The organism is Curtobacterium sp. AC273, assembly GCF_979253735.1.
Map to the genome: position 1 here is coordinate 419,070 of NZ_CEEDDU010000001.1, position 20,443 is coordinate 439,512.

At 72.6% G+C, this 20,443-nt stretch carries 26 protein-coding genes and 5 pseudogenes; 20 read left to right on the top strand and 11 right to left on the bottom strand.

Translation table 11 applies throughout. The features are described 5' to 3' along the window. Positions 1-598 precede the first annotated feature (598 nt). The 8 genes from ACZ8AI_RS02580 (at position 599) to ACZ8AI_RS02615 (ending at position 6,674) form a co-directional block, all read left to right on the top strand. Positions 599-1,399 (top strand): hypothetical protein, encoded by an 801-nt coding sequence (locus tag ACZ8AI_RS02580; RefSeq protein ID WP_464856262.1) that lies wholly within the window; start codon positions 599-601, stop codon positions 1,397-1,399. 73 nt (positions 1,400-1,472) lie between these two features. Then, positions 1,473-1,994 (top strand): hypothetical protein, encoded by a 522-nt coding sequence (locus tag ACZ8AI_RS02585; protein WP_464856264.1) that lies wholly within the window; start codon positions 1,473-1,475, stop codon positions 1,992-1,994. A gap of 127 nt (positions 1,995-2,121) precedes the next feature. Continuing rightward, entirely contained in the window at positions 2,122-2,283 is a 162-nt protein-coding gene (locus ACZ8AI_RS02590; protein WP_464856266.1) for a hypothetical protein, read from the top strand. 55 nt (positions 2,284-2,338) lie between these two features. Then, complete coding sequence (locus tag ACZ8AI_RS02595; protein ID WP_464856268.1) at positions 2,339-2,950, top strand: hypothetical protein; 612 nt, start codon at positions 2,339-2,341, stop codon at positions 2,948-2,950. A 619-nt stretch (positions 2,951-3,569) separates the two neighbouring features. Next, a complete protein-coding gene (locus tag ACZ8AI_RS02600; protein WP_464856270.1) occupies positions 3,570-3,884 on the top strand; it encodes a hypothetical protein in 315 nt (104 codons plus the stop codon). A 58-nt stretch (positions 3,885-3,942) separates the two neighbouring features. Continuing rightward, positions 3,943-4,845 carry an ATP-binding protein gene (locus ACZ8AI_RS02605; RefSeq protein WP_464856272.1) on the top strand — a complete coding sequence of 301 codons (903 nt, stop codon included), beginning with the start codon at positions 3,943-3,945 and terminating at the stop codon, positions 4,843-4,845. A 495-nt stretch (positions 4,846-5,340) separates the two neighbouring features. Continuing rightward, positions 5,341-6,018, top strand: a complete 678-nt coding sequence (locus ACZ8AI_RS02610) for a hypothetical protein (protein ID WP_464856274.1) — start codon at positions 5,341-5,343, stop codon at positions 6,016-6,018. Positions 6,019-6,215: 197 nt separating this feature from the next. Then, positions 6,216-6,674: a LuxR C-terminal-related transcriptional regulator gene (locus tag ACZ8AI_RS02615; protein ID WP_464856386.1), complete on the top strand. Its 459-nt coding sequence runs from the start codon at positions 6,216-6,218 to the stop codon at positions 6,672-6,674. A gap of 90 nt (positions 6,675-6,764) precedes the next feature. On the opposite strand, the gene ACZ8AI_RS02620 is transcribed toward ACZ8AI_RS02615, so the two are convergent. After that, on the bottom strand, positions 6,765-7,589 hold the full coding sequence (locus tag ACZ8AI_RS02620) for a helix-turn-helix domain-containing protein (protein WP_464856276.1): 825 nt from the start codon (positions 7,587-7,589) through the stop codon (positions 6,765-6,767). Between the two features lie 469 nt (positions 7,590-8,058). On the opposite strand from ACZ8AI_RS02620, the gene ACZ8AI_RS02625 reads away from it, so the two are divergent. Beyond that, on the top strand, positions 8,059-8,277 hold the full coding sequence (locus ACZ8AI_RS02625) for a hypothetical protein (RefSeq protein ID WP_464856278.1): 219 nt from the start codon (positions 8,059-8,061) through the stop codon (positions 8,275-8,277). 150 nt (positions 8,278-8,427) lie between these two features. Here ACZ8AI_RS02625 and ACZ8AI_RS02630 read toward each other — a convergent pair whose 3' ends face one another. From ACZ8AI_RS02630 to ACZ8AI_RS02660, 7 genes and pseudogenes are all read right to left on the bottom strand, one after another. After that, on the bottom strand, positions 8,428-8,760 hold the full coding sequence (locus tag ACZ8AI_RS02630; RefSeq protein ID WP_464856280.1) for a hypothetical protein: 333 nt from the start codon (positions 8,758-8,760) through the stop codon (positions 8,428-8,430). A gap of 5 nt (positions 8,761-8,765) precedes the next feature. Beyond that, positions 8,766-9,293 (bottom strand): alcohol dehydrogenase catalytic domain-containing protein, encoded by a 528-nt coding sequence (locus ACZ8AI_RS02635; protein WP_464856388.1) that lies wholly within the window; start codon positions 9,291-9,293, stop codon positions 8,766-8,768. A gap of 654 nt (positions 9,294-9,947) precedes the next feature. Continuing rightward, positions 9,948-10,160: an aldo/keto reductase gene (locus ACZ8AI_RS02640; protein WP_464856282.1), complete on the bottom strand. Its 213-nt coding sequence runs from the start codon at positions 10,158-10,160 to the stop codon at positions 9,948-9,950. A gap of 98 nt (positions 10,161-10,258) precedes the next feature. Continuing rightward, positions 10,259-10,607: pseudogene (locus ACZ8AI_RS02645) on the bottom strand (aldo/keto reductase); the annotation flags it as partial. A 1,120-nt stretch (positions 10,608-11,727) separates the two neighbouring features. Continuing rightward, positions 11,728-12,393, bottom strand: coding sequence for a hypothetical protein (locus ACZ8AI_RS02650; RefSeq protein WP_464856284.1), 666 nt, complete (start codon positions 12,391-12,393; stop codon positions 11,728-11,730). 24 nt (positions 12,394-12,417) lie between these two features. Continuing rightward, positions 12,418-13,110 carry a hypothetical protein gene (locus ACZ8AI_RS02655; RefSeq protein ID WP_464856286.1) on the bottom strand — a complete coding sequence of 231 codons (693 nt, stop codon included), beginning with the start codon at positions 13,108-13,110 and terminating at the stop codon, positions 12,418-12,420. A 122-nt stretch (positions 13,111-13,232) separates the two neighbouring features. Then, positions 13,233-14,051, bottom strand: a complete 819-nt coding sequence (locus ACZ8AI_RS02660; RefSeq protein ID WP_464856288.1) for an alpha/beta fold hydrolase — start codon at positions 14,049-14,051, stop codon at positions 13,233-13,235. Positions 14,052-14,495: 444 nt separating this feature from the next. On the opposite strand from ACZ8AI_RS02660, the pseudogene ACZ8AI_RS02665 reads away from it, so the two are divergent. The 11 genes and pseudogenes from ACZ8AI_RS02665 to ACZ8AI_RS02715 form a co-directional block, all read left to right on the top strand. Further along, a pseudogene (locus ACZ8AI_RS02665) lies at positions 14,496-15,167 on the top strand (cation:proton antiporter domain-containing protein); the annotation flags it as partial. Between the two features lie 121 nt (positions 15,168-15,288). Then, positions 15,289-15,618 (top strand): annotated as a pseudogene (locus tag ACZ8AI_RS02670) (Na+/H+ antiporter); the annotation flags it as partial. 100 nt (positions 15,619-15,718) lie between these two features. Further along, positions 15,719-16,144: a hypothetical protein gene (locus ACZ8AI_RS02675; protein ID WP_464856420.1), complete on the top strand. Its 426-nt coding sequence runs from the start codon at positions 15,719-15,721 to the stop codon at positions 16,142-16,144. A gap of 125 nt (positions 16,145-16,269) precedes the next feature. Then, complete coding sequence (locus ACZ8AI_RS02680) at positions 16,270-16,851, top strand: alpha/beta fold hydrolase (RefSeq protein WP_464856390.1); 582 nt, start codon at positions 16,270-16,272, stop codon at positions 16,849-16,851. A 55-nt stretch (positions 16,852-16,906) separates the two neighbouring features. Beyond that, on the top strand, positions 16,907-17,152 hold the full coding sequence (locus tag ACZ8AI_RS02685; RefSeq protein WP_464856290.1) for an alpha/beta fold hydrolase: 246 nt from the start codon (positions 16,907-16,909) through the stop codon (positions 17,150-17,152). A gap of 14 nt (positions 17,153-17,166) precedes the next feature. Continuing rightward, on the top strand, positions 17,167-17,904 hold the full coding sequence (locus ACZ8AI_RS02690; RefSeq protein WP_209080183.1) for a hypothetical protein: 738 nt from the start codon (positions 17,167-17,169) through the stop codon (positions 17,902-17,904). A gap of 2 nt (positions 17,905-17,906) precedes the next feature. Then, a pseudogene (locus ACZ8AI_RS02695) lies at positions 17,907-18,247 on the top strand (NAD(P)H-binding protein); the annotation flags it as partial. Positions 18,248-18,299: 52 nt separating this feature from the next. After that, positions 18,300-18,569, top strand: a complete 270-nt coding sequence (locus ACZ8AI_RS02700) for an NAD(P)H-binding protein (RefSeq protein WP_464856392.1) — start codon at positions 18,300-18,302, stop codon at positions 18,567-18,569. A 41-nt stretch (positions 18,570-18,610) separates the two neighbouring features. Continuing rightward, positions 18,611-18,778, top strand: a complete 168-nt coding sequence (locus tag ACZ8AI_RS02705) for a KR domain-containing protein (protein ID WP_464856422.1) — start codon at positions 18,611-18,613, stop codon at positions 18,776-18,778. Further along, positions 18,739-19,146, top strand: a complete 408-nt coding sequence (locus tag ACZ8AI_RS02710) for an SDR family NAD(P)-dependent oxidoreductase (RefSeq protein ID WP_464856292.1) — start codon at positions 18,739-18,741, stop codon at positions 19,144-19,146. Before ACZ8AI_RS02705 ends, ACZ8AI_RS02710 begins: the two co-directional genes overlap by 40 nt. Further along, a complete protein-coding gene (locus tag ACZ8AI_RS02715) occupies positions 19,143-19,322 on the top strand; it encodes a hypothetical protein (RefSeq protein WP_464856294.1) in 180 nt (59 codons plus the stop codon). The genes ACZ8AI_RS02710 and ACZ8AI_RS02715 overlap by 4 nt, the downstream gene beginning before the upstream one ends. A 66-nt stretch (positions 19,323-19,388) precedes the next feature. Here the strand turns inward: ACZ8AI_RS02715 and ACZ8AI_RS02720 are convergent, their stop codons facing one another. The 3 genes and pseudogenes from ACZ8AI_RS02720 to ACZ8AI_RS02730 form a co-directional block, all read right to left on the bottom strand. Continuing rightward, entirely contained in the window at positions 19,389-19,577 is a 189-nt protein-coding gene (locus tag ACZ8AI_RS02720) for an antibiotic biosynthesis monooxygenase (RefSeq protein WP_464856394.1), read from the bottom strand. 103 nt (positions 19,578-19,680) lie between these two features. Next, entirely contained in the window at positions 19,681-19,956 is a 276-nt protein-coding gene (locus ACZ8AI_RS02725; RefSeq protein ID WP_464856296.1) for an SDR family oxidoreductase, read from the bottom strand. A gap of 98 nt (positions 19,957-20,054) precedes the next feature. Further along, positions 20,055-20,417 (bottom strand): annotated as a pseudogene (locus ACZ8AI_RS02730) (SDR family NAD(P)-dependent oxidoreductase); the annotation flags it as partial. Positions 20,418-20,443 lie beyond the last annotated feature (26 nt).

The window sequence follows — 20,443 nt, forward strand, 5'->3', positions numbered from 1 at the left end:
CGCGACGAGCGCGGTCATGCCAGTGCTCCTCGACGACGCGGCGGACGAGGCGCGGGTGCGACCGGTGGTGCAGGCGAGCGGCCCCGTCTGCCCCGGTGCTCGTCACTGCTTCCCGCGACGGTTTGCTCGCTGGCCTGGACGCGGGGCTCCGGGTGACGGTCTGGGCCCTTCGCACACCGGGACGGCGTGTCCCTGCTCGAGCGCGCATCGTCCCCGACGCCGCAGGCAACCCGTCGCTGTCCGCCCTGGCCGACCGGTGCGCCGGCGTCCCGCTCGCACTGCGGTCGCCGGCAGTCGGGCTAGGCCAGCTCGAGGCGGACCTCGACCGGTTCCTCCGGGCGATGGCCGAGGAGGACGCGCGGCTCGGGGTCCTCCACCACGGTGACCGCTCTGTCGAGGCCGCCTTCGTCGTCTCCTACCGGCGGCTCCCGGAACGGACGGCCCGCGTGTTCCGGTCTCTGTCCGTCGTCGCGGGTCGACCTTCGACGCATGGACCGGCGGGGGCTGCCCTCGGGCTCGACACAGCGACGGCAGAGGACGCGCTCGAGGACCTCGTCGACCTCGGTCTCGTCGAGCCGCGGCGAGGAACCGGTACCGCGTGCGCGACCTGCTCCGGGCGTTCGGCCGCCACGGGCAGCTCGACGCGGAGGACGGGGGAGACGCGCGGGCGGGGCGGCGGGCTCGTCTCCACGCCGCCCGGTGCTCGGCGGGCTGTCCGACGCGGCACGCTGCTTCGCCCCGACGCCGGTCCCGCTCCGGCATCACGACGCCGGAGGTGGCGAGGCGCTGGATCGTGGGGGAGGTCGACCACCTGGTGGCCCGCGTTCCGCGCGCTTCGCCGCCGGTCCCGACCCTGCGGCGCTCGTCCGGGTGGCCGGCGAGCTGCGAGTGGTTCTCCAACCTCTGGCCGGCGTGGGGGCACTGGTACGCGCTCTTCGGGCGGGCGGTCGACGCCGCTCGTGTGTCGGCGACCGGGCGGCCGGTCCACCTCCTCGGGCTGCAAACCTGGGCCGCGCTCATGGAGGTGGGTGACCGGGACGGAGCCCTCGAACTGGCGACCGCAGGGCTCGCCGCGGCGGAGACCGTCGACGACGACCTGGTCGTCGCCAACGCCGAGTACCACGTCGCCTGGGCGTACCTCGCCCTCCGGCGTGGTGCTCGCCCTGCCCCGCATCAAGTCCGCAATCAACGGGAACGAGCGCGCCGGGGACGACTTGCCGCGCTCGTGCGGTGCTGGTCGATGGCCGGTTGCGGCGCTCCGCCTGCTCGGGCGCCACGAGGAAGGCGATCGACGCCTTCCGCGCGGTGCTCGACGACCTGGACCGGGCGCCCCAAGGACGACGCCGGCGTGGCCTTCACCCGGGCGGTGGCACTCGAGGAGATCGCGAAGTCGGCCTGAGCCGCGCGCTCGGCCGGTGGGACGAGGCCCGTGACGCCGCGGACACCGGGCTCGGCATCGCTGCCGGGATGTCGTGGGACACCGGTGCGGCCCGGGCCCTGCGGCAGCGTGCCGAGGCGCTGCTCGGGACGGGAGGCGGTGGAGGACGCTCTGGCTGACGCCGAGCGGGCAGATCGCGCTCGTCGACCCGGACCGCGCGGATGCGCAGGCGCTCGCCGTGCTGGGCGAACTCACCGAGCTGGTCTGGGCGCGCTCGGCGGACGACGAGCGCCTGAACCGGACTCGTCGACGCGCGACGCCGACGTGGAAGGTGCCCCCACCGGGGGCAGAGCTGAGCGCGCGCCAGTCGCCGACTAGCCTGCCCCGGTGCAGCCCTACCCGGACCACCAACCGATCGTGCGCGCTGCGCGACCTCGAGCACGCCTACCCGGCGCCCGTCAGCCAGGGACGTCCCGTCCTGCGCGAAGTAAGTGTCCACCTGAAGGTCGACCGCGGAGAGATGCTCGCCATGGAGGGCCGAGCGGCTCCGGCAAGAGCACGCTCCTCGACCTGCCTGTCCGGGCTCGAGCGCCGCTGCGGGGTGTGGTCGAGCTGACGGTGCATCGACCTCCGCGGTCTCTCGCGGCAACGCTCGGCCCGGTACCGCCGCGGGCGGGTCGGGTTCGTCTTCCAGTCGGCCTGCTCCCTGCTCCCCGCCCCACCGCGCGGGAGAACGTCGCACGTTGCCGGCACGCCTGGCGAAGCGTCCGGCGGACCGGCGGACGGTCGACGCCGCGCTGAACGCCGTGGGACTGCTCAATGCGGCGGACCAGCGGCCGGACGCGATGTCCGGCGGCCAGCAGCAGCAGGTCGCCATCGCCACGCACGCTCGTCGCCCGTCCTGAGGTCGTCTTCGCCGACGAACCCACGGGCGCACTCGACACCGTCGCGGGCGCGCGGGTGCTCGACCTGCTCCGCCGGACCGCAGCGGGCGAGCGGTCGGTCGTGATGGTGACGCACGACCTCGCCGCAGCGGCCCGCGCGGACCGTGCCCTGGTCCTGCGCGACGGCCTCGTGCACGCGGAGCTGATCCGTCCGGACGTGGACGGCCTGTTCGCCGCCGTCGAGCTACGCGGCGGACCGAGACGTGATCACCGCCTGCAGCTGACCAGCCCGTGGCGGACCTTCTCCGGTCGTCGTGGCGGGTCTGGTGCGGGTTGTTCGCGAGTCTGTGCTGTCGCCGCGATGGCTGGATCGGTCCCCGGCACGCTCGTCGTGGGCGGGCTGGAGACGCCGGACGTTCGGGGGCTGGCGATGTTGTCCATCGCGGGCACGACGGCAGCGTTCGCACTCATCGCCGTCCTGGTGGTCGTCTCGGCGATCGTCGGGCTCACGGCGGCGCTCCTCGACCGGACCACGGGCTCTGGCAGCTCGCCGGTGTCACGCCCCGCGGAGTCCGGTGGACGATGCGCTCGTGCGAACGGACAGCCTGGTGTCGACGGCCGGCGCGGTCGCCGGTACGGCCGCGGCCGTGGGTGTCGTTCCGCCAGCGGTGTCCGCGGCACTCCTTGACTCCAGCACGGGCTTGCCGACGTCCGGGGTGGCGCCGTCCTGGGGCTGAAGCGTTCGTGGTCGTCGTGGTCACGGCTGGAGCCGCGATCCTCGCCGGTGCGTCGGGCAGCAGGCGTGCGGCAGCCGCCTCGCCGTCAACGGGGCTCGGGTCTCCGACGGCGAGCCGTCGCTCGGCCCGTCGTCCGAGCCACGGTCGCCGTCCTGTTCGTGGCGCTCGCCGGGAGCATGCTCGCCGGGATGCCAGCGTCGATCCCGGACGGAGTAGCCCCCGCGCTCCTGATCAGACCCGGTGCTGGTCGCGGCGGTCGCCGTGCTGGGGCGCTCCCGTCGGCAGCACCCGCCGTGCGGGTCTGGACCGCCATCGTGCCCGCTGGGGTTTCCGTGGCCTTCGGCCCCTGTAGCGCGCGCGGCGGGTGCGGTGGTCGTCGAAGCACTGAAGCGACACGACGCTTGCCGCGTTGTTGGTGGCGGTCGGACTGCCCACCGCGCTGGTCGGCGGGCAGCGGACCGCGGCGAGTGCCATCGGTGCCGATGCGCCCGGCGGGGCCGGGGCGACGGTGCTCGTCGCTCAGCGGCCCGGTGCTCCTGGCTGCCCATCAGGGCGGCGGCCACCGCGGCGATGGCCGCCCGCGATCGTGCCCGGGAACGCGACCAACTCAGGGCCGTCGGCGGCTCGCCTGGCCTGCCGGTCCGGGTCGCGGCGCTCGAGGGACTCGTCCTCGGGGTCACGGGGACGTTGGTCGCGGCGGCGGTGGTCGCCGTCGCGGTCACCGCCGAGTGGGCGGTGCTCGTCGGGGAGTACCCCGGAGCGCGGCCGGTCTTCCCCGTAGCGCTGCTCGGTGCCGTGGCCGTATTCTCGACGGGGCTCGTGGTCGTCTCCTCGGTGCTGCTAGCGCTCCCCACCAGTCGTCATCGCGGTCCCGTCCAGGCTTGAGTCGCGCCACCACCTCGGACTCGCTCGGTCCCGGCCCGACCGGACGTAGGCTCTGCACGTGCCCGAACGCATCCACCGACTGGTCGGCCGCGACGCCGAGGCCCGACTGATCGCGGACGCGCTCGACGCTGCGCGTGCCGGTCGGGGCAGCGCAGTCCTCGTCGAGGAGGAGCCCGGCATCGGGAAGACCGCGCTCCTGGAGCCCGGGCACCCGGCCGTGGTCGCCCGGGGACGATGCGGACTTCGTCCTGCAGAGCGCGCGGCGTCGGGGGCGCGACGGACCTCGCGTTCGGAGCGCGCACGAGCTGCTCGCCCCGCTCACGGCGTACATCGACGCACTCCCGGGAGCGACGAGGCGTCCGCGCTCGGGGTGCCTTCGGTCGGACGAGCGGACCGGCACCGGACCGCCTCATGCTCGGGGTCGCCGTCCTCGGACTCCTGGAGGAAGCGAGTGCCCACGGCACGGTCGTGCTCTTCGTTGACGACCTGCACTGGATGGACCGGACGTCGGTGGACGCGCTGCTCTTCGCGGCTCCGCGCCTGCCCGCGCTCCGGGTCCTGCTCGTCGCCGCCTCGGGGGAGGACGGAGCAGTCGCCGGACCCGGCGGACTCGTTCCCGACCGTCATCCGTCTCGGGCCGCTCGACGACGCCGCTGCGGCCCGGTTGCTCTCCGAGGTGGCAGGCCACCTGCCCGAGCCAGGAACGTTCACGGGTCCAGCGGGAGTCGTACGGCAACCCCACTGGCGTTGCTCGAGTTCTCCGCTTGACGGCGCGGGCAGGGCGCTGTCGGGAAGCCCCGAACGGATGTCCGCGTACCTGGAGCGGCGGCTCCTCGACGGCGTCCGAGTCCTCCCGCAGGGAGCGCAGGACGCGCTGCTCCTGGTGGCAGCCGGCGAGGACGCCACGGTACGGGAGCTCGAGGAAGCCGCGTCGGCGGCACCGCGTCCTCGCGCCCGATGACCTCGCGACCCTGGAGCGCCAAGGACTTCGTGCGGCGTGACGGGGACCGAATCGCTCCCCATCACCCTCCTGGTCGGCTCCGCGCACTACGACGCTGCGGGCCCGGTCCGGCGCCGTGCGGCCCATCGCGTCCTCGCGGGAGCGGTCCGTGCCCCGGGCCGTCGTGCCCTCCACCGTGCTGCTGGCGGTCGGCCTCGACGAGTCCGTCGCAGCGGAGCTCGTCGGCGTCGCCGGGGCGGCCCTCCGACGGGGGGCGCCTGCAAGGCCGCGATCGCATGGCGACGCGCGGCGGACCTCTCTCCTGACCCCATCCACCAAGGCAGAACCGGTTGGTGGAACGGCGGAGGCTGCCCGACGAGCGGGCGTCTCGAGCGACGCGTCCGTGCTCCTGACCCGCGCCAAGCCGCTTGCCGAGCTCTCGGACTCCGGGTTCAGCACCGGTTCGCGCTGATGCCGAGTGGATGCTGAGCATGACCGCGGACCACCGAGGTCGGAGTGCGGGGGAACTCGTCGCGTTCGCCGACACCCGGACCGACGCCACGGAGCGATGCCGAAGTCCTGCTGTGGGCGGCTGCGGGGTGCTACATCCACCAGGAGTCGGACGGTGTCCGGGAACTGGTCGCGTCGACCGTCGAGCGCACGGTACCTGGGCACGGGGACCAGGACGACGCGGTGCTCGCCGACGTCGCCCTGGCGCTCGTGCGGACCGGGCGGCGTCTCGACGAAGCGACGGTCGACCGGTTCCTCGATCGCGCGCAGGCGACCGACGGCGTCATCGTCGGCTGCCTCGCCTTCGCTGCCGAGGAATCCGGCGACATGGCGCTGTCCGATCGGTGCTGGACGGCGGGTGTTCGTCTCTTCCGCGAGGCTGCACGGACGAGTGACAGAGAGCGACTGCGCTCTGCGGACGTGCCGCTCCACGGATCACGGCGGAGCCACCTGCGGGACGAGGACTGGCCGACGCCGACGCGCGCTGGGCGCCTCGGCGAGGAGCTGGAACTGCCCGTGGTCACCGGGATGGCGCTCGCCGAGGCTGTCGGGCACTGGCTCGTGCTGGCGACCGGGACGCTGCCCGGGTTCGTCTCGACGCACTCCACGCGCATCCCGGTGGCTCGGGAGTTCGCGCGCATCGTCGCGACCGCTGCGCTAGGCGGAGGCGCTCCTCGCGGTTGACGAGGGCGTCACTGAGGACGCGCTCGCACACCACGCGCGAACCGCGGTGAACCGCCCGATCGCACTGTGGGCCGGTGCCGACACTCGTTCGAGTCCGCACTCCGGGTCGGGGACGTCGCCCCGGTGCTCCGGTGGCTCGACGACGCGGAGCCGGTCGTGGGCACGCAACCGACTCCGCGCACCTGCGGTTGCTCGTCGTGCGTGCCCGAGGGCTGCTGGCGGTCGAGGACGGCGAGGCGCGCAAGGAGCACTGTGGGCCGCTGTCGGGTCCGGGGCGCCGAGCACCGTGCCGTTCGACCTGGCCGTGGCACGACTCCACCTGGGCGAACGGCTCCGTCGAGTCCGACCGGATCGTCGATGCGCGTGAACAGCTCGCGGAGGCCAGTTGGCTGTTCGACGGCATCGGCGCCCGCTCGTGGGCAGTGCGGGCGCGGACGGAACTGCGCGCAGCGACGGGTTGCCGGCGCGCGGTCCGGGCACGGCCGACGGCTGCGGACCTGCTCACGCCGCAGGAACTCCTGGTGTCCCGCATGGCCTCGACCGGACGGACCAGCCGGCAGATCGCGGACGAGGTGTACCTGTCCCACCGCACGTTCGCCGCCCACCTGTCCCGCGCGTTCCACCGAAGCTGGGCATCGGCCGCCGGTCCCAACTGATGGGTGTCCTCGGGCCCTCCGACCCCACGGAGTGAAAGTTCCCAGCGGCGTTCTCTCCGCTCACGCAGCTGTGCTCAGCGCCGGGAGCGGTCACCGTCTGCAAGCGCTCCTTGGCCCGCTGCCAGGAACCGAGCACCTGCGGTGCCGGACTCTGCCGTCATCGTGATGAGCGACTGGCCGCTGCCGCCCGGGACGGTCCAGCGAATGGCAGAACGAAGTCGAGCGGGCCGGATGGCCCGAATCGCATCCGCACGGGCCGGGTGACCTGTCGCTCGACGTCGTGACGAGCCCGCAGGCTCCGGGCTTCTCGTCGCGGATCGCCAGGGTGCCGACGACCTCCTGGTAGCAGCGCGCTCCTCGGGTCGCCGTGGAACCGCCAGGTTTGCGACAGCGCGGTGGGCGTCGTCCGTCCACGCGACGGCATCCGCGCGCCCTCGCGTCGAGAAGTGCTCGAACAGGGAGGTTGCTCCCGGGCAGCAGCCGGGGGCGGACCAGTCGCGCGAGCAGGTTCGCGGCGAGGACGTCCTGCTCGGCACTGACGACGAGTGCCGGCAGGTCGGTCAACCCGTCGACGAGGCCGGTCAGTGCCTCGAAGGCACCGGACCGCTTGCGGTCGCGGGGAAGCAGGGCGTCGTCGTCGAGCCGCGCGAGACGGTGCATGTGCTCGACCGCCACCGGGTCGAGCAGGAGGGCTCGTCCGATCGCGGCGAGCACCTGGTGCGAGGGCCGGCGGTCGCGCCCCTGTTCGAGTCGGAGGTAGTACTCCTGGCTGATGCCGGCGAGCTGCGCGACCTCGCTGCGTCGGGGCCCGGGACGCGTCAGGGTCGGGAGGCGATGATCGCGACGTCGGTCGGACGGACGAGCGCCCGACGGGCCCGGAGGTAGGCGCCGAGATGTGCGGACGTAGGGGTCCACGGGCCTCCCGGGTCGGCCAGCGTTCCCCGCGGACGTTCGGGGACCTTGTCTCCACGATGGCGTTCCCGCCGCTTCCGCAGCCATCCCGTCGAATGACCACATCTCTGCCTCGCCGAGCGTGCCCCTGCTGGCGGACCGTCGTCCTCCTCCGGGCCGGCCGTACGCTTGGTACGTGAGCATGGACGATGACGCCGACCACCGGCTGAGTACTCGCGAGGCTCGTCCTGCCCTGGCGTACCGTGCCGGCGGCGGTGTACGACCGGCACCTCAGGTCCACGTCGCCAACAGACCTGTTGCACGCTGTGCCGCGCCGTCGTTCCGGCCGGGACGAACTGGCGCGCGCGGCCTTCACTGCAGCCCGACGGTGCCCCGCTGTTCCGAGCGGCCCCGGCCCCGGCCGACGCGACGCCGATCGGTTCCAGGCTGCCGCTCAGCCTCTGGCGGTCGCTCGACGAGCACGACGAAGACCGTGGTTTCGTCGAACTGGTCGGAGGAAACTCGCTGCACGCAGCGCGGACCTCGCCCGGCTCTGGGCCGAGCCGGGCGACGTCGGCACCCGAGCGGCGTCGTCGGCTTCGACAACCCTCTGGTCGGTCACCTCGTGCTCGCCTACCACCGGTTCGCGGTGCCCGGCCCGGACGGCGACATCCTGCTCGTCTGGCGCGGTGCGGACGAGCCGTTCGGCTGAGCGGCTCGCACGTCTCGCCGACTCGTTGCCCGCCTGACGGCGGGCATCCTCAGCGCGAAGACCACGGCCTTCCCGATCGTGGTCCCGCCGGCCACCTGTCGGTGTGCCTCCTGCAAGCCCTCCGCGTCGGGCTTCCCTGCACCACCGAGGTCACGGTGGACCGCACCGCGATTCGGCGTCTACTAGGTCCGCGAGTGCGTCGAGGAGCCGTCCCTGCTCGCTCATGTCGGGCGTGCCGAACGACGACCGGGTGAACATGAGCTCCCAATGCCAGGCGACGGACTTCCGCTTGAGCGGGTACAGGTCGAGGCCACGCGGGTTGTCGATGGCGGTCACCTCGCCGAAGGGTCGGAGCAGCTCGGCGAAGGACCATGCACGTTGCCGGCCCGAGTGCGCCGTGAAGACGTGCCGCACACCCTCGGGCGCGACCGCCCGGACGTTCCGCACCAGGTGGCGGTGGTCGACCACGTGGTCCGCGCCCATGGCGGTCACCTGCGGCTCTCGGGGCGTCCAGCCGTGCCGATCACCGTCAAGCCGGTGCGCGCCTTTGCCAAGCTGCACGAGTACCAGAGCCGACACCTCCGGGGGCTCCGACGACGAGCAGCGTGCCGGTGCTCTGCTCCGTCCAGACGGAACCGCTCGAAGAGCGTCTCCCATGCGGTGATGCCGGTGAGTGGGAGCGCCGCGGCCGCGGCGTGGTCGAGCGATGTGGGACGGCGACCGACGATCCGCGCGTCGACGACGTGCAGCTCGGCGTTGGTCCCTGGGCGGTCAGCGTGCTCCACGGCGTACCAGACGGCACCACCGACGGCGAAGCGGGTCACCGCGGAGCCGATCGCCTCGACGACACCCGATGCGTCCCATCCGAGCTGCTTCGTTCCCGAGCGGAGACCGTGACGGCTCTTCGTGTCGACCGGGTTGACGGACACGGCCTCGACGCGGACGAGCAGGTCGTGCGGGCGCAGCGGGGCGAGCAGGACCTCGCGGGCGACGAAGGCGTCCTCGTCGCGGATCAGAGCGGCTGGAGCCTGGTCGACGAAAGGCGCGGGTCGAGGTGGGCACGGTGCCGGCGGTGCGGGTGCTCGGGTCGGTCGTGGTCATGGGTTCCCTCCGTGCGGGACGCGGCCGGCGGGGCCACCGCCGGGAGGCGTGGGTCGCCTCTCCCCGCACGGTACGTCTGCCGTGTCGCGGGTCGCGTGCCTCTGCCGGGGACGCCCTCGATCGGTCCCTGACCCTGCCAGGGAGATGGTCCTCGGGGGGGACGTGCCGTGGTGTCGCGCGACCGTAGCGTCTGGATCGTCGCCGTGGAGTGACCCCGACCGAGGAGCACCGATGAGGGATCCCGCACCCGCCCGTCCCCCGCCACGTCCACGTCAGGGCCGACGTCACCCCGCCGGTCCTCCGGACGCTGCTGCTCCCGCTCGCGCCGGCGGTCACCCGGCGCCCGGAGGGCCGCTCGTGACCCCGCTGCGTGCGGTGCTCGAGAGTGCATGCGTGCCGACCCGGACCAGTGGCGCCGACGCGGCCTCCGATCGCCCCCGCGAGGTCGCCGTGATGGCGGCGGAGCGTTCGCTGCCGGACGAGCCCGCTTGACGGCGACTTCTTCGTGCCGTCGCGGTGAAGGCCGCGCACGTTCGACGGCCGGTCCCGCAAGGGAACCGGGCCGTCGGTCATGGCAGGCGGTCACGCTGCGCGGTCGAGTGCCGTAACCTCGGCCGGTGAGAGCCGGACCTGGCGGCCGCGGCGACGTTCTCCTCGAGGTGCGCGAGTCTTGACGTCCCCGGGATGGGGAGGACGTTCGGTGCGTGCTGGAGCAGCCACGCGAGCGCGATCTGCGACGGCGAGACGCCGGCGCGGGCTGTACATCGCCCCGAGTGGTCCACCGCTGCGGGTGAGTCCGCCGGTGGCGAGCGGGAACCACGGGATGAAGCCCGACACCGAGCTCCGCGGTCACGCGGAGTTCCTCCGACGAACGCTCGACCAGGTTGTAGAGGTTCTGCACCGTCGCGATCGGCACGATCCGCTGTGCCGCACGAAGTTCCGCAACGCTCATGCTCGCTGAGCCCGACGTGCCGGATGAGCCCTTCGTCTTGTGCAGGGACGCCAGCATGCCGAGCTGTTCTTCGAGCGGCACCCGCTGGTCGATGCGGTGCAACTGGTACAGGTCGATGCGCTCGAGGTCGGAGTCGGCGGAGGCTGCCCTGGACGGCGGCGCGCAGGTGCTCGGGCCGTCCGTCGACGATCCACTCGCCCCGCCGGCCGCGGACGAACCCGCCCTTGGTGGCGATGACGACGTCGGAGCGGTACGGGGCGAGTGCCTGACCGATCAGTTCCTCGGCGACCTCCGGGTCCGTAGGCGTCCGCGGTGTCGATGAGGGTCACGCCGAGGTCGACGGCGCGACGGAGGACCGCTCTGGCGCCCTCGGGGTCGCGTGCGGAGTCCGAAGGCGTTCCGGCCGGGCAACTGCATGGAGCCGAAGCCGAGGCGGGCGACGGGGAGGTCCCCGCCGATGAGGGAAGGTCCCCGCGTCAGCGGCGGTGCGGGGTCGTGCATCGATGTCGGTCATGGTGGTCCTGTTCGTCAGCTGGTGCGGAGGAGGAGGTGGGGAAGAGAGAGGAGCTGCTCAGACGGCGGGCACGATCGTGCGCTCCCGACGAGCGCGAGCCGTCAGGCCCACCGCGGCGACCCCTGCGGCGACGGCGACGAGTGCCGCGTACACCTACCGCTCCGACGGGCGCGAGCCCCGAGGCCGTCCGTGAGGAAGCCTGCGACAGAGCACCAGGGCGCCGTAGGCCGCGTACGCGACCAGGTAGGCGAGCCGCGAACAGGCTGCCGCGGGTGGCGTTGTCCGCGAGCGGGCCGAGGATCCGCAATGAGGAACCGAATGCGGCGCCCTGACCGAGCACCGCCGATGACTGCCGCAACGACGAGCAGGGGGAGGTCCGCGGTGAGGACGGCGACGCCCGCGCCGACCGCGCCGACAGGACAGCAGGCCGGCACCGATCGCCGTTCCGCGCCGGTGCTGCGAGTGCGGGCGAACAGCATGCCGGCCACCGCCGCGGCCCGGCGGGTTGCAGGGCGATCACGGCCGCGCTCGCCGCGCCGCTGCCGAGTACGAAGACGCCGTCGTCGAGTCGCGGCCCAAGGCCGAGGAACAGCCCGGAGAACATCCAGCCGGCCGCCGTCAGGGAGGGCAGAGTACGACGAACCACGCTCGGGCACGCGCGCGGGGACCGCGAGCACCGGTCGCAGCGACGCGGAGGTGCTCCGGCGTGCCGGTCGGCCGTCTCGTCCGCCGCAGAGCACCGCGGCGATGCCGACAAGCAACACGACCCCGAGTGTCAGAGAACACGGCGGCGGTCCGGGTCGGGCGCGACCTGCGCGGCGATGCCGCCGCCGAAGGCGCCGAGGGCGGGGCCCCCGACCGGCGCGGCGCTGCGTGAGCACCGTCATCGTGCGCCGGTGCCGTTCACTCGACAGTTCGATGATCGCCGCGGTGAACGTGCTCGTCGCCGCCCCGGTCGCGACACCCTGGACGGCGCCGGGCGGTGATCACCCCACCCGATGCCGTCGGCGACGAGGACAGCGCGCTCGCGAGCAGCATGAGCGCGAGGGCGGCTGATGAGGACGGGCCGTCCGGCCGATGTGGTCGGACAGGCGCCCGGCGACCAGGAGTGTTGCCGAGGGGCGTCACCGCGTAGACCGTGAACGCCGAGGTGAGCTGCCAGTCCGGGGAAGCCCCACGCCGCCTGGTAGACGACGAAGAGCGGACTCCCGGCGCCCGCGCCGAACGCGACGGCTACGGATGCGGTCGACGACGCCGATCGGCGCGGCCCGGCGGTAGCCCGCGGATGAGCGCGCAGTCCGGCTTGCTCCGACCGGCGCAGCAGGCCGAGCGACCGGGTGGCGATGCTGCCGACGACAAGGGTGGCGACGCCAGGCGACGAGCCAGGAGAGCACGGTCCCGGTGGTGCCGAGGTCCGATGGCGCGAGCAGGCGGATGCGTACGTCGCGCTCGCCGCGGTGGTGAACGTCATCGCCCAGAACCCGATCGCGAACCCGCTTGTGACGTGCCGACGCAGGAGGAAGACGTGCGGCAGGAGGAAGGCGACCATCGTCCCGGCGAGCGCGGGTGGTACTCACGGACGGCGCGCCGCTCCGTCATCGTCCACCACGCGTTCCCGGCGACCCGCGGGTGGTGCGCGGACCCAGAATGGCGAGGGTCGGCAGGAGCCACGACCGGGACGAGCGGGAGCCGGTCGCGAAGCGCGCGACGAGGACGGCTCCGATCCGGGGCCAGAACAGGACACCGGCGGCGAAGTACCCCGTCGCCAGCTCCGGGTGCCCGATCGGCGGCGAGGGCCTGGGCGCTCGGCAGGGACGCCGCCACGGTGGAGGCAGAGGTACCCGCCGTGCAGGGTTTTCCGGGTCCGCGGCGCGGCGTGGGCAGCGTCGTGACGAACCAGGCGCCGAAGGCTGTCGTCGAGCACGAGCATGGCCCAGACACCTGTCGCACCCGCGACGGGGTGCCACGTGGCGAGGTGCGCGGCGAGGAGAGGACCCGACGGCCGGGATGAGCGCGGCGAACGGTCCGAGGACGGGGTGCCGAGGTCGCTCAGGACCGCTCGGACACCGCCGGGGCGCCGCAGGTACCGCACGATGGTGACCACCCAGGCGACCGCTGCGGCCGCCCAGAGTACCTCGCCGACGGCGGGTGGTGCGCCGAGCTCGATCCCGGCGGCGGTCCACGTGCCGGCGATGCCGGCCGTGCCGAGCGCGATGCCGAACGTGTTGAGGGGAAGGTATGGTCGCGCCTGCAGCGTGTTGGTCATTCTGAACTCCTTCGAGCGGGCGCGGGGGTAGCCGTCACAGGTGGTTGAGGATTCCCGGGTGCGGACGGACGGGAGGCGCGGTGCGGTCCCGCACCGCGCCCTCCCATCCGGCGATCGGTGCGTCAGCCCTTGATCCAAGCGAGGACGTCCTGCTGGAGCACCTTGCGGTAGTCACCGTGGATGCCGTGCGGAGCGCCGGGGTAGGTCTTGAGGGTGCCGTCGGCGACGAGCTCGATCGACTTGCGTGCAGCGTCGTCGATCGGGACGATCTGGTCGTCCTCGCCGTGGGCGATGAGGATCGGGACCGTGAGCGCCTTGAGGTCCTCGGTCTGGTCCGTCTCGGAGAACGCCTTGACGCAGTCGTACGCGGCGGCGAGGTTCACGTTCTGGCCCTGACGCCAGAAGTCGAGCTTCGCGCCGTAGGAGACGTCGCGGCCGTGGTTGGCCCCGAAGAACGACTCGGACAGGTCGAGCCAGAACTGCGACGCGTCCTCGAGGACGCCGGCACGGATGCCGTCGAAGACGTCGATCGGGGTGCCGTCCGGGTTGCTGTCCGACTTGACCATGATCGGCGGGATCGCGCCGGCGGTGATGACCTTCGCGACCCGGCCGTTGGCGTACTGTGCGGCGTACTTGACGACTTCGCCACCGCCGGTGGAGTGGCCCATGACGATGACGTCGTGCAGGTCCAGGTGCTCGATGAGGGCGGCGAGGTCCTTCGCGTACTGGTCGATGGTGTGACCGACGGCGGTCTTCTCCGAGCGGCCGTGCCCGCGGCGGTCGTGGGCGATGGCGCGGTAGCCGTTCTCGCTGAAGAACTTCAGTTCCGGCTGCCACGCGTCCGAGCTGAGCGGCCAGCCGTGCGCGAACACGATCGGCTGTCCCTCGCCCTGCTCGGTGTAGTACATCTCGATGCCGTCGGGCGTGGTGAACGTGGGCATTGCTGACTCCTTGCGTCGTGGTCGGGTGCCGGACGATCGTCGTCGGCGATGGCGACGCTACGAGCGCCGCTCCGCGGGGCGTGTCCCCGTCGGGAACACCCTCGGGTCGCCGGTCCGGCACGAGCGCGGAGGGCTGCGACCAGGGAGCCGGGCGACCACCGCGCCCGCTCCCGGCCCGAGCGGGGACACGCATGTCCGACCCGAGCCGACCTACCGTCCCGACATGCACTCCGAGTACTCGCCGCGCATCCCTCTCCGTCCATGTCGGGGACCAGCAGACCGTCCCGGCTCAGGGAGCGAGCGGGACGCCGTCCTGCCGGTCTTCCTCGCCGGGTTTCTCCGCGACGGCCACCGGCTCGTTGAGGATCCGGCGTCAGGGCGATCGACGCAAGAGCCGTCACCGGCGACACGTTCCGGTCGTGGGGACGACGAGGGAGACTTCGCATGTCCGCACGCTACGGAGCGGGCAGCAATCGACGCGTGCCCGTGACACGGACACCCACGGGCGGACCCGATGAGCGTCGAGGTGACCCTGGGGTGGATCGTCGTGTTCCTCGTGGTCACGGTCGCGGTGAGCGCGGCTGCCCGACGCGTCGGGTGGTCAGCACCCCCCTGGCGCTCGTCCTCATCGGGGTGGCGGTCTCGTACGTACCCGGCGTCCCCCGCGTGAACGTCGAACCGGACTTCGTGCTGTCGGTCCTCCTCCCACCGCTGCTGTTCGCCGCGGCGTTGCAGACATCCCTGGCCGACGTCCGCGCGCGCCGCGAACCGCTCCTGCTGCTGTCGGTCGGCCTCGTGGCGTTCACGACGGTCGTCGTCGGCCTCGCCACCTGGGCGGTCGTGCCGACCCTCACCCTCGCCGCCGCGTTCGCCTTCGGTGCGGTCGTCGCTCCGACGGACGCCGTAGCGGTGACCGCGGTGACCCGCCGGGCGCCGCTCCCACGACTGCTGGCATCGATCCTGGACGGTGAGAGCCTGCTCAACGACGCCACCGCACTCGTCGCACTGAACACCGCCGTTGTCGCGATCGTCGCGGTCTTCGACCCCGTCCGTGCTGCGGGCGAGTTCGTGCTGGCGGTGGTCGGCGGCGTGGGCGTCGGACTCCTGGTCGCGTTCGTCATGGGAGCCGTGCGGCGGCGGATCTCGGTCGCCGTGCTCGACACGAGCCTGTCGCTCGGTCACGCCCTACGTCGCCTTCCTGCTCGCGCACGGCATCGGTGCATCGGGCCCGCTCGCGGTGGTGGTCGCCGGGTTGTTCCTCGGCTTCCGCGCTCCGGTGCTGCAGTCGGCGGAGGCGCGACTTGCGGAGTCGCTGAACTGGCGGACGATCCAGTTCCTGCTCGAGAACGCGGTCTTCCTGCTGATCGGGCTCAGCCTCCCGGCGATCCTCCGCGGCGCGTTGTCGTCCGGCATCGGGATCGCCCGCGCGGCCGTGGTCATCGGGGTGGTGGTCGTGGTCCTCGTGGCAGCGCGTCTCGGATGGAGCCTCGCCGTGACGGCCGTCTACCGGTGGGGTCCCAGGCGACTCCGACGGCGGAGCTGGCAGTGGCGTCTCGACCTGCCGGTGACCGTCGCCGGGGTCCGCGGGGTCGTCACGCTGGCCGCCGTGTTCCTGCTGCCCGAGCAGACTCCACACCGGGCATTCCTCGCAGTTCCTCGCCTTCGTCGTGGTCCTGGCGACGCTCCTCATCGGGCTGACGCTGCCCTGGGTCATCCGGAAGGTGGCTCTGCCGCCGCCCGACCTCGACCAGGAGCGGATGGAGACGCAGCTCCTGCTCGCCGAGGCACGGGCCGAGAGCCTCCGACTGGTCGAGGAGCTCGAGGACGGTGCGTACGACGACCGCGTCGTGGAGCGCGTCCGCGTCGACGCCGCACTGCTCGGCGAGACGCTCGTGGGCGACGACGCAGTGCGCGCCGACCGGTCGGCTGCGTACGGCGAGCTCCGGATGCTCGCCATCGCCGAGGAACGCCGAGCCGTCCTGCGGGCGCGGCGCGAGGGCCGCTACCCCGATGCCGCGGTGCGTGCCGTGCTGACCGTCCTCGACATCGAGGAAGCCGCCGTCCGTGCCACTGTCACTGGGCGGACCGACTGACGACTCGGGGGAGGGGTCCCGCTCGGGAGCATGTCCCCGACGGGAGCACGCTGCGCAGGTCGCGCCGCTCCTACCGTCGACACCGCTGCCGACCACCGGGGTCGGCGCGCCCCGAGGAGTACCGCATGACCAGCACGGCCCCGACCGCCGGCACCACGACCATCACCGTCCCGACGAGCCGCGTGACCGCCGCGAACAACACCACCTACGCATACCGCCGCTTCGGCACGAGCACGGACGGCGTCCCGCTCGTGTTCCTGATGCACTTCCGCGGCAACCTCGACAACTGGGACCCGGCGCTCGTCGACCCGATCGCGGCAGGCCGCGAAGTGATCCTCGTCGACAACGCAGGCGTCGGCGCCTCCACCGGCACCGTGCCGTCGACGGTCGCGCAGATGGCCGTCGACCTGCTGGCGTTCACCGACGCCCTCGGGATCCGCCGGTTCGACGTGTTCGGGTTCTCGCTCGGCGGGTTCGTCGCACAGGATCTGGCCCTGCTGCGACCGTGGGCGGTGCGCAACCTGGTGCTCGCCGGCACCGGCCCCCGCGGGCGCTCCGACCATGCACGGGTGGCGCGAGGACATCGAGCGCGAGTCACGCCAGGACATTCCGAGCGCGGAGAACCTCCTCTACATCTTCTTCGCGCACACGGAGACGAGCCGGTCGCTCGGTATCGAGTTCCTCCGCCGGCTCGGTGGCCGTACTGAGGACCGGGACGAGCCGACGACAGCGGCCGTCCGCGACGCGCAGTACGACGCCGTGTTGGCCTGGGGCATCCCGGACATCTCGAAGCTCGAACGTCTGACCGCGATCCGTCAGCCGACGCTCGTCCTGCAGGGCGACGACGACCTGATGATCCGAACCCCTGGCAGCCACACGCTGGCCGGCCTCATCCCCGACGCCCGCCTGCACGTGTTCCCGGACGCCGCACACGCGTCGATCTTCCAGTACCCCGCCGAGGCAGCCGCGCTCGTCGACCAGTTCCTCACCACGGCATCCGCCGCCTGATCAACGGAGACATCATGACCACCACCACGACCCTGCTCGACCGCATCCTCGACGCTCACGGCGGCGCGCGGTGGGCGGACGTTTCGACGATCTCCGCCAACCGGCACTTCGGTGGCGCGTTCTGGAGCCTCAAGCAGGTGCCCGGCATCGCCGAGGAGGGCCGCTTCACGGTCGACCTCCGTGAGCAGCGTGCTTCGCTCGACCACTTCGGCGCCGCCGACCTCCGGACCGAGTTCACAGGCGACCGCGTCGCCGTCGTCCGCGCGACCGACCACGGTGACGAGATCATCGAGGAGCTCGTCGCGCCCCGGTCTTCGTTCGCCGGCCACGTGCTGGAGACGCCGTGGACCACCCTGCAGCTGGCGTACTTCACCGGCTACGCCATGTGGACCTACAACACCGAACCCTGGTCGTTCACGTTCCCCGGCGTGCAGGTCGAGGAAACGGGCCCGTGGACGGAGCCGGACGGTCAGACCTGGGACCGTCTCCGTGTGACCTACCCAGACTCCATCGCGACGCACACCCCGACGCAGACGCTCTACGCCGACGCCGACGGCGTCCTCCGTCGGCGGGACTACGAGGTCGACATCGCCGGAGCGTCGCCGAGCGTGGAGTACATGACCGGGCAGACCTGGGTCGACGGGCTCCTGCTGGCGACCGAGCGCAACATCTTCGTCCGCGACGGCGAGGGGCATGCGCTGCCGGAGCCGCTCATCGTCTCCATCCGCATCGACGACGTCGTCGTTTCCTGACCATGCGCATCGCCATCGCCGGCGCTCACGGCACGGTCGCCCGTCTCCTCAGCGGGCGGCTCCGTTCCGACGGCCACACCGTCATCGGACTGGTCCGGCGGGCCGAACACCTCGAGGAGCTCGCGTTCCCCGGGGAGATCCCCGTCCTGCTGGACCTCGAGTCCGCGTCGCTCGATGACGTCGCCGAGGTGCTCGCGGGGCGGACGCGGCGGTGTTCGCAGCCGGGTGGCGGGAAGCGAGCCCGGCTGCCCGGTCGCTCTCGATGGACCGGGACGGCGCGATCCTCTTCGCGCAGGCCGCGGTCCGGGCGGGCGTCCGCCGCTTCGTGATGCTCTCCGGCGCGGGAGCCGACGAGTACGAGCGCGGCTCCACGGACCCGTTCCAGGTGTACCTGCGTGCGAAGTCCGGACGCGGACGCGGCCGTCCGTACCCTCGACCTCGACTGGGTGATCCTCCGACCGGACGCACTCCACGACGGACCCGGATCACGGTCGCTCGCAGCGGGGCAGCACGTGACGCGGACGGGGATCGCCCGAGCGGACGTCGCGGCCGCGCTGCAGGACGTCGCGGTCGGCCCCGACCCCGGTCGGCTGCAGCTCGAGATCACGACCGGGCACCAGCCGCTCCGCACGGCGTTGGCGCAGGCGATGGTGCCGGGACAGTGACACCCGCGAGCAGACGAACAGGACGAACGGGAAGGACGGACATGACGAACATCGACGGAGCAGTGGTCCTGGTGACCGGAGCGAACGGCGGACTCGGACAGGAGTTCGTGCTCCAGCTGCGCGAGCGTGGCGCCACACGCGTGTACGCGGCGGCGAGGAGCCCACGGACGTGGACGACGGGGGCGTCGTGCCGATCCGGCTCGACGTGACCGACGCCGCCGCATCCGTACGGGAGGCCGCCGCCAGCGCCGAGGACGTGACGGTCGTGATCAACAACGCGGGTGTGCTGCGCAGCGGCTCTCTCGTGGACGGTGACCTCGACGACGTCCGTGCGCAGATGGAGACGAACTTCTTCGGCCCCCTGCAGGTCACGCGGGCGTTCGCACCGGCGCTCCGCCGCTCCCGCACGGTGCGGTCGTCAACGTCGCGTCGGCGCTCAGCTGGTTCGCGATCGGCAACGGGTACAGGGCGTCGAAGGCCGCCCTGTGGTCGACAACCGACTCCCTCCGGCTGGAGCTCGCGGCGGACGGCGAGCAGGTGCTCGGCGCCTACCTGGCGTTCACCGACGCCCCGATGACGCCCGGGGACATGCCGAAGAACGACCCGGCGGACGTCGTCACTGCCGTCCTGGACGGGCTGGACGCCGGGCAGCACGAGGTCCTCGCAGACGACCTCACACGCGCTGCCCGCGCCGGTCTCGCCGCGCCGGTGCACGAGCGCTACGACGCGCTGCAGGAGGCGCACGGGCGCTGACAGCGTGCAGACGCGCAGGACGCCCCCTGCCACGGCGCGAGCCGCAGCAGGGGGCGTTCGTCGTGCTCAGACCTCGACGGGCTCCAACGGCCGGAGCGCGATCGGAACGGCCAGCCGACCGTCGAGCGCTGCGCTGAGTGCAGCGAAGGCGGGCTCGGCGGCGTGCGCATCCAGCGCAGCCTGGTCGCGCCAGCGCTCGACCATGACGAACCCACCGGTCCGCGATGCCGCGGTGCAGACTCGTAGCGCTCGCAGCCGTCGTCCTCGGAGCGGACCCGCGTGACGGCGGTGAGGAGCGCTTCCCGAACGATCTGTGCGTCGCGCGGCGACGGTTCGATCTCCGCGATGATGACGATGCTCATGGTGTTCCCCTGCTCAGGGCGAGACGCTGACCACCGTCGAGGTGGACGGTGGTCGCGGTCAGGAACGGATTGGTGAGGCCGAAGATGACCGCGTCGGCGATGTCTTCGGGGGTCCCCACGCGACGGGCCGGATTGGAGCCGGCGACATGCGCGAAGAACGCTGCCTTGTCGTCCATGCCGTCCCACGAGCCGGAGTCGACGACACCGGGGGAGATCCCGACGACGCGGATCGGTGCGAGGTCCACGGCCAGTGCCGGGACGAGCGCGTCCACAGCCTCCGTTGGTCGTCGCCATCACCGCGAGGTCCGGGCTGCGGTCGGGCTGACACGTACCCGGAGAACAGCACGATCGCGCCGGTGGGCGGCATGATCGGGGCGAAGTGCTTCGCCAGCACCAGCAGGCCGACGACCTTGGCGCGGAAGGCGTCCTCGACGTCGGTCTGTTCGAGTGCGGTGACCGGTCCGTTCGCGTGGTCGGCGGCGACGGTCACCACGTGGTCGACGGACCCGAGCGTCGCTGCAGCGGCGCGGATGCTGTCCTCGTCCCCGAGGTCGAGTCGGATGGCGGACGCGCCGTGCCCGACGATCTCGGCTACCTGCTCGCCGGTGTCCTGCCGACGACTGGCGGCGACGACCCGGGCGCCGGCGACGGCGGCCGCGGATGCGACCGCCGTCCCGATGCCGGATCCCGCGCCCACGACCAGGACGGTCCTGCCCGCGAGTCCCGTGCTCATCAGCGCGCCGCGTCGATGCCGGCCTG

Excerpts from the sequence above, each read along its gene's own strand:
- ACZ8AI_RS02690 (WP_209080183.1), top strand. The coding sequence starts at position 17,167 with ATGACCACCACCACGACCCTGCTCGACCGCATCCTCGACGCTCACGGC.
- ACZ8AI_RS02660 (WP_464856288.1), bottom strand. The coding sequence starts at position 14,051 with ATGCCCACGTTCACCACGCCCGACGGCATCGAGATGTACTACACCGAG.
- ACZ8AI_RS02630 (WP_464856280.1), bottom strand. The coding sequence starts at position 8,760 with ATGGGCGCGGACCACGTGGTCGACCACCGCCACCTGGTGCGGAACGTC.
- ACZ8AI_RS02680 (WP_464856390.1), top strand. The coding sequence starts at position 16,270 with ATGACCAGCACGGCCCCGACCGCCGGCACCACGACCATCACCGTCCCG.
- ACZ8AI_RS02715 (WP_464856294.1), top strand. The coding sequence starts at position 19,143 with ATGACGCCCGGGGACATGCCGAAGAACGACCCGGCGGACGTCGTCACT.
- ACZ8AI_RS02705 (WP_464856422.1), top strand. The coding sequence starts at position 18,611 with ATGACGAACATCGACGGAGCAGTGGTCCTGGTGACCGGAGCGAACGGC.
- ACZ8AI_RS02655 (WP_464856286.1), bottom strand. The coding sequence starts at position 13,110 with ATGACCAACACGCTGCAGGCGCGACCATACCTTCCCCTCAACACGTTC.
- ACZ8AI_RS02650 (WP_464856284.1), bottom strand. The coding sequence starts at position 12,393 with ATGGTCGCCTTCCTCCTGCCGCACGTCTTCCTCCTGCGTCGGCACGTC.
- ACZ8AI_RS02600 (WP_464856270.1), top strand. The coding sequence starts at position 3,570 with ATGGCCGCCCGCGATCGTGCCCGGGAACGCGACCAACTCAGGGCCGTC.